5 protein-coding genes are annotated in these 4,887 nt (G+C 74.4%); 2 read left to right on the forward strand and 3 right to left on the reverse strand.

Translation table 11 applies throughout. From position 1 onward, the window contains the following. Together JZ5iCDA_RS15620 and JZ5iCDA_RS15625 are read right to left on the reverse strand one after the other, a co-directional pair. A partial coding sequence (locus JZ5iCDA_RS15620; protein ID WP_069387986.1) for a class I SAM-dependent RNA methyltransferase occupies positions 1–1,125 on the reverse strand: 1,125 nt, incomplete at its 3' end. A gap of 28 nt (positions 1,126–1,153) precedes the next feature. Then, positions 1,154–3,157, reverse strand: a complete 2,004-nt coding sequence (locus JZ5iCDA_RS15625; RefSeq protein WP_069387987.1) for an APC family permease — start codon at positions 3,155–3,157, stop codon at positions 1,154–1,156. Positions 3,158–3,227: 70 nt separating this feature from the next. Between JZ5iCDA_RS15625 and JZ5iCDA_RS15630 the strand changes: the two genes are divergently transcribed. Beyond that, entirely contained in the window at positions 3,228–3,881 is a 654-nt protein-coding gene (locus JZ5iCDA_RS15630) for a potassium channel family protein (protein WP_069387988.1), read from the forward strand. Beyond that, a complete protein-coding gene (locus JZ5iCDA_RS15635; protein WP_083260076.1) occupies positions 3,881–4,654 on the forward strand; it encodes a potassium channel family protein in 774 nt (257 codons plus the stop codon). The genes JZ5iCDA_RS15630 and JZ5iCDA_RS15635 overlap by 1 nt, the downstream gene beginning before the upstream one ends. 30 nt (positions 4,655–4,684) lie before the next feature. Here JZ5iCDA_RS15635 and JZ5iCDA_RS15640 read toward each other — a convergent pair. Further along, the coding region (locus tag JZ5iCDA_RS15640) for a DUF3159 domain-containing protein (protein ID WP_139123157.1) at positions 4,685–4,887 on the reverse strand (203 nt) is incomplete at its 5' end.

The following is a 4,887-nucleotide window of genomic DNA, read 5'->3' on the forward strand; positions in this document are numbered from 1 at the left end:
CGGCGGGTCGAGCACGACGACGTCCGCTCCCCCGCGCGCGACGTCCTCCGTGCCCTCGCCCCGGCCCGCGAGCACGTGCTCGACCGGCCCGTGGTGCAGCTCGACCGTCCCGACGCCGTGCGCGTTGCGCCGCGCGTCACGCACCGCCCGCTCGTCGCCCTCGACGGCCACGACCCGCCCGGACGCCCCGACGGCCGCGGCGAGCGGGAGCGTGAAGAGCCCCGCCCCGGCGTACAGGTCGAGGACGCGTGCGCCGTCGAGGTCGCCCGCCGCGGCGAGGACGGCTTCCGCGAGCGCCGCGGGCGCCTCGCGGTGCACCTGCCAGAACCCGGCGGCGGCGACGCGGTACGCGTGCTCGGTGCCGCCGACCTCGACCCGCTCGGTGACGCTGCGCCGCGCGTTCGGGCGCGTGTCGAGGGACCCGGCGCGCCAGGGCTCGCCGTCGACGAGGAGCAGGGGCGCCCCCGCGCTCGGCGCCACGAGCTCGAGGCGCGTGCCCGGGCGCCACCGTCGGGTCCACACGCGCTCGCGCGCGGCGAGCTCGAGCACGTCGTCCGTCGCGAGCGGCATGGCGTCGAGCGGCACGACGTCGTGCGAGCGGTACCGGTGCATCCCGGCGCGCCCGGCGTCGTCGGCCACGAGGTCGATGCGCGTGCGGTACCCGAGGCCGCCGCGGTCGTCGTCGCCGGGCAGTCCCTCCACCTCGAGCCGCGGCCCCCTCTCCCCGGCGACGTCGACGCCGGCGAGGCGGCGCAGCTGCTCGGCGAGCACGTCCCGCTTCCAGCGGCGTTGTGCCGGCAGGGCGACGTGCGCGAGCTCTCCCCCGCCGACGCCGCCCGGGCCGGCGGCCGGCCACGCGGAGGCGACGCGGTCGGCGGACGCCTCGAGCACCTCGACCGTGTCGGCGCGCCAGAACTTCGCGCCCGGGCCGCCCTCGGTGACGCGCGCGCGGACGCGCTCGCCCGGCAGCGCGTGGCGGACGAACACGACGCGGCCCTCGTGCCGGGCGACGCAGTGCCCGCCGTGGGCGACCGGCCCGACCTCGAGCTCGATCTCGATCTCGACGTCAGGCCGCGGGGCGGGGCGGGCGGGTGCGGCGGACCGGCGGCGCGGGGTGGAGGGCATGGTCCCAGTATCCCGGACCCGCCGGGCGTCAGGTCCCGGGGTAGCGCGGGCGGAAGCCCTCGCCCTCGAGGCCCGTGTGCCCCTCGGACGACGACAGCTGCCACGGCACGGACGCGACGACGACGCCCGGCGTGAACAGCAGCCGGCCCTTGAGCCGCAGCGCGCTCTGGTTGTGCAGGAGCTGCTCCCACCAGTGGCCGACGACGTACTCGGGGATGTACACGACGACGAGGTCGCGCGGCGACTCGCGGCGGACCGAGCGCACGTACGACAGCACCGGCCGCGTGATCTCGCGGAACGGCGAGTCGAGCACGCGCAGCGGGACCGGCAGGTCGAGCGCCTCCCACTCGCGCATGAGCTCCGCGACGTCGCCGGGGTCGACGCCCACGGTGACGGCCTCGATGACGGACGGGCGCGACGCCCGCGCGTAGGCGAGCGCGCGCAGCGTCGGCTTGTGGATCTTCGACACGAGCACGATGGCGTGGACGCGGCTCGGCAGCGCGCGCGCCTGCGTGACGTCGTCGCCGAGCGCGAGCTCCTCGCGGACCGTGTCGTAGTGCGTGCGGATGGCCCGCATGAGCACGAACACGAGCCCCATGGCGAGGATCGCGATCCAGGCCCCGTGCGTGAACTTCGTGACGAGGACGATGACGAGCACCGTGCCGGTCATGGCCAGCCCGACCGAGTTGACGACGCGCGAGCGCCGCATGCGCGCCCGTTCGCGCGGCTGGTGCTCCTTCCGCAGGGCTCGTGTCCAGTGCCGCACCATGCCGAGCTGGGAGAGGGTGAAGGAGACGAAGACGCCGACGATGTACAGCTGGATGAGCCGTGTGACCTCGGCGTCGAAGGCCCAGATGAGCACGATCGCCGCGACCGCGAGCGTGAGGATGCCGTTGGAGAACGCGAGCCGGTCACCGCGCGTGTGGAGCTGGCGCGGGAGGTAGCCGTCCTTGGCGAGGATCGAGCCGAGCACCGGGAACCCGTTGAACGCCGTGTTGGCCGCGAGCACGAGGATGAGGCCGGTGACCGCCGAGACGACGTAGAACGCGACGGGGAACCCGCTGAACACCGCTTCGGCGAGCTGCCCGATGACCGGGTGCTGCACGTAGTCCTCCGGCAGCGGCCTGCCGCCGGACGTGAGCTGCAGGTGCGGGTCCTCCGCGTAGTGGACCCCCGTCGCCCGTGCGAGCAGGAGGATCGAGACGATCATCACCGCGGAGATCGCGCCCAGCAGGGCGAGCGTGGTCGCCGCGTTGCGCGACTTGGGCTTGCGGAACGCCGGCACGCCGTTGCTGATCGCCTCGACCCCGGTGAGCGCGGCGCAGCCCGAGGCGAACGCGCGCGCCACGAGGAAGGCGCCGGCGATCCCCATGAGGCCCTGGTCGAAGCCGTCCTGGGCGACGAGCTCGAAGCCGGCGCTCTCGGCCTGCGGCAGCGTCCCGGTGACGTACCGGAAGAACCCCACGACCGCCGTCAGGCCGATCGCGAGCATGAACAGGTAGACGGGGATCGCGAAGAACGATCCCGACTCCTTGACGCCGCGCAGGTTCACGAGCGTGAGCAGCACGACGAGCCCGACCGCGAACGCGGCCTCGTGCCCGCGCAGGGCCGGGATGGCGCTGGCGGCGTACTGGGCCCCGGAGGAGATCGACACGGCGACGGTCAGCACGTAGTCGACGAGGAGCGCCGACGCCACGCCCACGCCCGCGGAGGGCCCGAGGTTGACCGTCGCGACCTCGTAGTCGCCGCCGCCCGACGGGTACGCCCGCACGTTCTGCCGGTACGACGCCACGACCGTCAGCAGCACCACGACGACGGCGAGGCCCACCCACGGCGAGACGGTCGTCGCCGTCAGGCCGGCGATCGCCAGGGTGAGGAGGATCTCGTCAGGGGCGTAGGCGACGGACGACAACGCGTCCGAGGCGAAGACGGGCAGCGCGATGCGCTTGGGCAGCAGGGTGTGCCCCAGACGTTCGCTGCGGACCGGCCGCCCGACGAGCAGCCGCTTCGCGGCATCTGCGATCTCCGACACGAGGTCTCATGCTATGCCCGCCACCCCGCGCCCGCGGCGGTATAGCGTTCGTTGCGTGCACTTCGTGATCATGGGCTGCGGACGCGTCGGCGCGACGCTCGCGCACTCGCTCGAGGACAGCGGCCACTCCGTGGCGGTCGTCGACCAGAACCCGGACGCGTTCCGTCGCCTGCCGGGCGAGTTCACGGGCAAGAAGGTCACGGGGGTCGGCTTCGACCGGGACACGCTCGTGCAGGCCGGCATCGAGGACGCCTACGCGTTCGCGGCGGTGTCCGACGGCGACAACTCGAACATCCTCTCGGCGCGCGTCGTGCGCGAGACCTTCGGCGTCGAGAAGGTCGTGGCCCGCATCTACGACCCGCAGCGCGCGGAGATCTACCAGCGCCTCGGCATCCCGACCGTCGCCACCGTCCGCTGGACCGCGGACCAGGTCCTGCGCCGCATGCTGCCGCTCGGCGCGACCGACGAGTACCGCGACCCGTCGGGCCGGGTGCGGCTCGCCCAGGTCGACTTCCACCCGGGCTGGGTGGGTCGCACGGTGCGGGCGCTCGAGGAGGCCACCGGGGCGCGCGTGGCGTTCGTCAGCCGCTTCGGCGACGGCACGCTCGTCACCGAGCGCACCGTCCTGCAGGAGAACGACGTGCTGCACGTGCTCATGGGTACCGAGGAGGCGCCGGCCGTCGAACGGCTCCTCACGCAGGCGCCGCGGACGGAGGTCGAGTGATGCGTGTCGTCATCGCCGGGGCCGGTTCGGTCGGGCGCTCCATCGCGCGCGAGCTGCTCAGCCACGACCACGAGGTCATGCTCGTCGACAAGCAGCCCGCCGCGATGCGGGTCGCGCAGGTCGCCGACGCCGACTGGCTGCTCGCCGACGCGTGCGAGCTGTCCTCGCTCGCCGAGGCGAAGGTGGACGAGTGCGACGTCATCGTCGCCGCGACCGGCGACGACAAGGTGAACCTCGTCGTGTCGCTCCTCGCCAAGACGGAGTTCGGCGTGCCCCGCACGGTCGCGCGCGTGAACAACCCCAAGAACGAGTGGATGTTCGACGAGTCGTGGGGCGTCGACGTGGCGGTCTCCACGCCGCGCATCATGACGGCCATGGTCGAGGAGGCCGTCGCCGTGGGCGACCTCGTGCGCATCTTCACGTTCCACCAGTCGGGCGCCGACATCCTCGAGGTCACCCTGCCCGCGTCGTCGCCGCTCGTCGGGCGCCGCGTGGGTGCCGTGGCCTGGCCCGCGGACACGGTGCTCGCCGCCGTCGTGCGCGGCACGCGGCCGATGGCCCCGAGCCAGGACGACACCCTGGAGGCGGGCGACGAGCTCCTCCTCGTCACGGGCAACGAGGCGGACGAGGGCGCGCTCGCGCGCCTGCTCGTCGAGCCCGCGGACGGCGGCTCGGCCCGCGACGTCGCGGCCGTGCTGCCGCCCGAGGACGACGGGGGCGTCCCGCTCCCGCCGGCGTTCGACGAGGCGGTCGAGGGTCCGGAGGCCCGCTGACCCGGGACGCCCGGCCCCGGGCGGGCGTCGTCAGGCCGCGCGCTGGTCGTCGGTCGCGGCCGGGCGTCGCCGCACGAGCACCCACGTCAGCCACAGGACGAGCGCCCACAGCGGCAGGCCCATGACGAGGCGCGCGGTACCGAGCCAGCCGACCGACCCCTCGAGGTAGAGCGGCACCTGCACCGCCAGGCGTGCGGCGAAGAGCCCGACCCACAGCCACGTCGCCGCGGCGT

The organism is Cellulosimicrobium cellulans (assembly GCF_001722485.1).
Classification (GTDB): Bacteria; Actinomycetota; Actinomycetes; order Actinomycetales; family Cellulomonadaceae; genus Cellulosimicrobium; species Cellulosimicrobium cellulans_A.